Annotated in this window: 1 rRNA gene; it reads left to right on the top strand. The window is 55.5% G+C overall.

Annotated elements, in window-relative coordinates:
* Positions 1-106: ribosomal RNA gene (locus E1288_RS46640) — 16S ribosomal RNA — on the top strand; the annotation flags it as partial.
* Positions 107-364: the final 258 nt, after the last annotated feature.

Below are 364 nucleotides of genomic sequence, written 5' to 3'. Positions count from 1 at the left end.
CATGGCCCAACCCTTGTGGGGGGAGTGGTCGAAGGTGGGACTGGCGATTGGGACGAAGTCGTAACAAGGTAGCCGTACCGGAAGGTGCGGCTGGATCACCTCCTTTCTAAGGAGCAACAACACCCCGGCTGGTTGTTTGACTGGTTGGGAGTGTTCACGGTGTAGAGAACGAATGCTTCTCTGCCGTGACGCTCAATGGATTGTGGAACACACTAGCTTGCTGGTCTTTGGCCGGCGCAGTCCGCTGTTGGGTGTCTGAGAGGACACGCTCTCTGGCCTCTGTGTAGGGGGTCGGGTGTTTTCTTGTGTGTTTGGTTGTTGTTTGAGAACTGTATAGTGGGTGCGAGCATCTTTGTGGCCAAGT

The sequence above is a fragment of the Saccharopolyspora elongata genome, assembly GCF_004348985.1.
In the GTDB taxonomy this organism is placed as follows: domain Bacteria; phylum Actinomycetota; class Actinomycetes; order Mycobacteriales; family Pseudonocardiaceae; genus Saccharopolyspora; species Saccharopolyspora elongata.
This window is presented reverse-complemented; position numbering and strand designations above follow the sequence as displayed.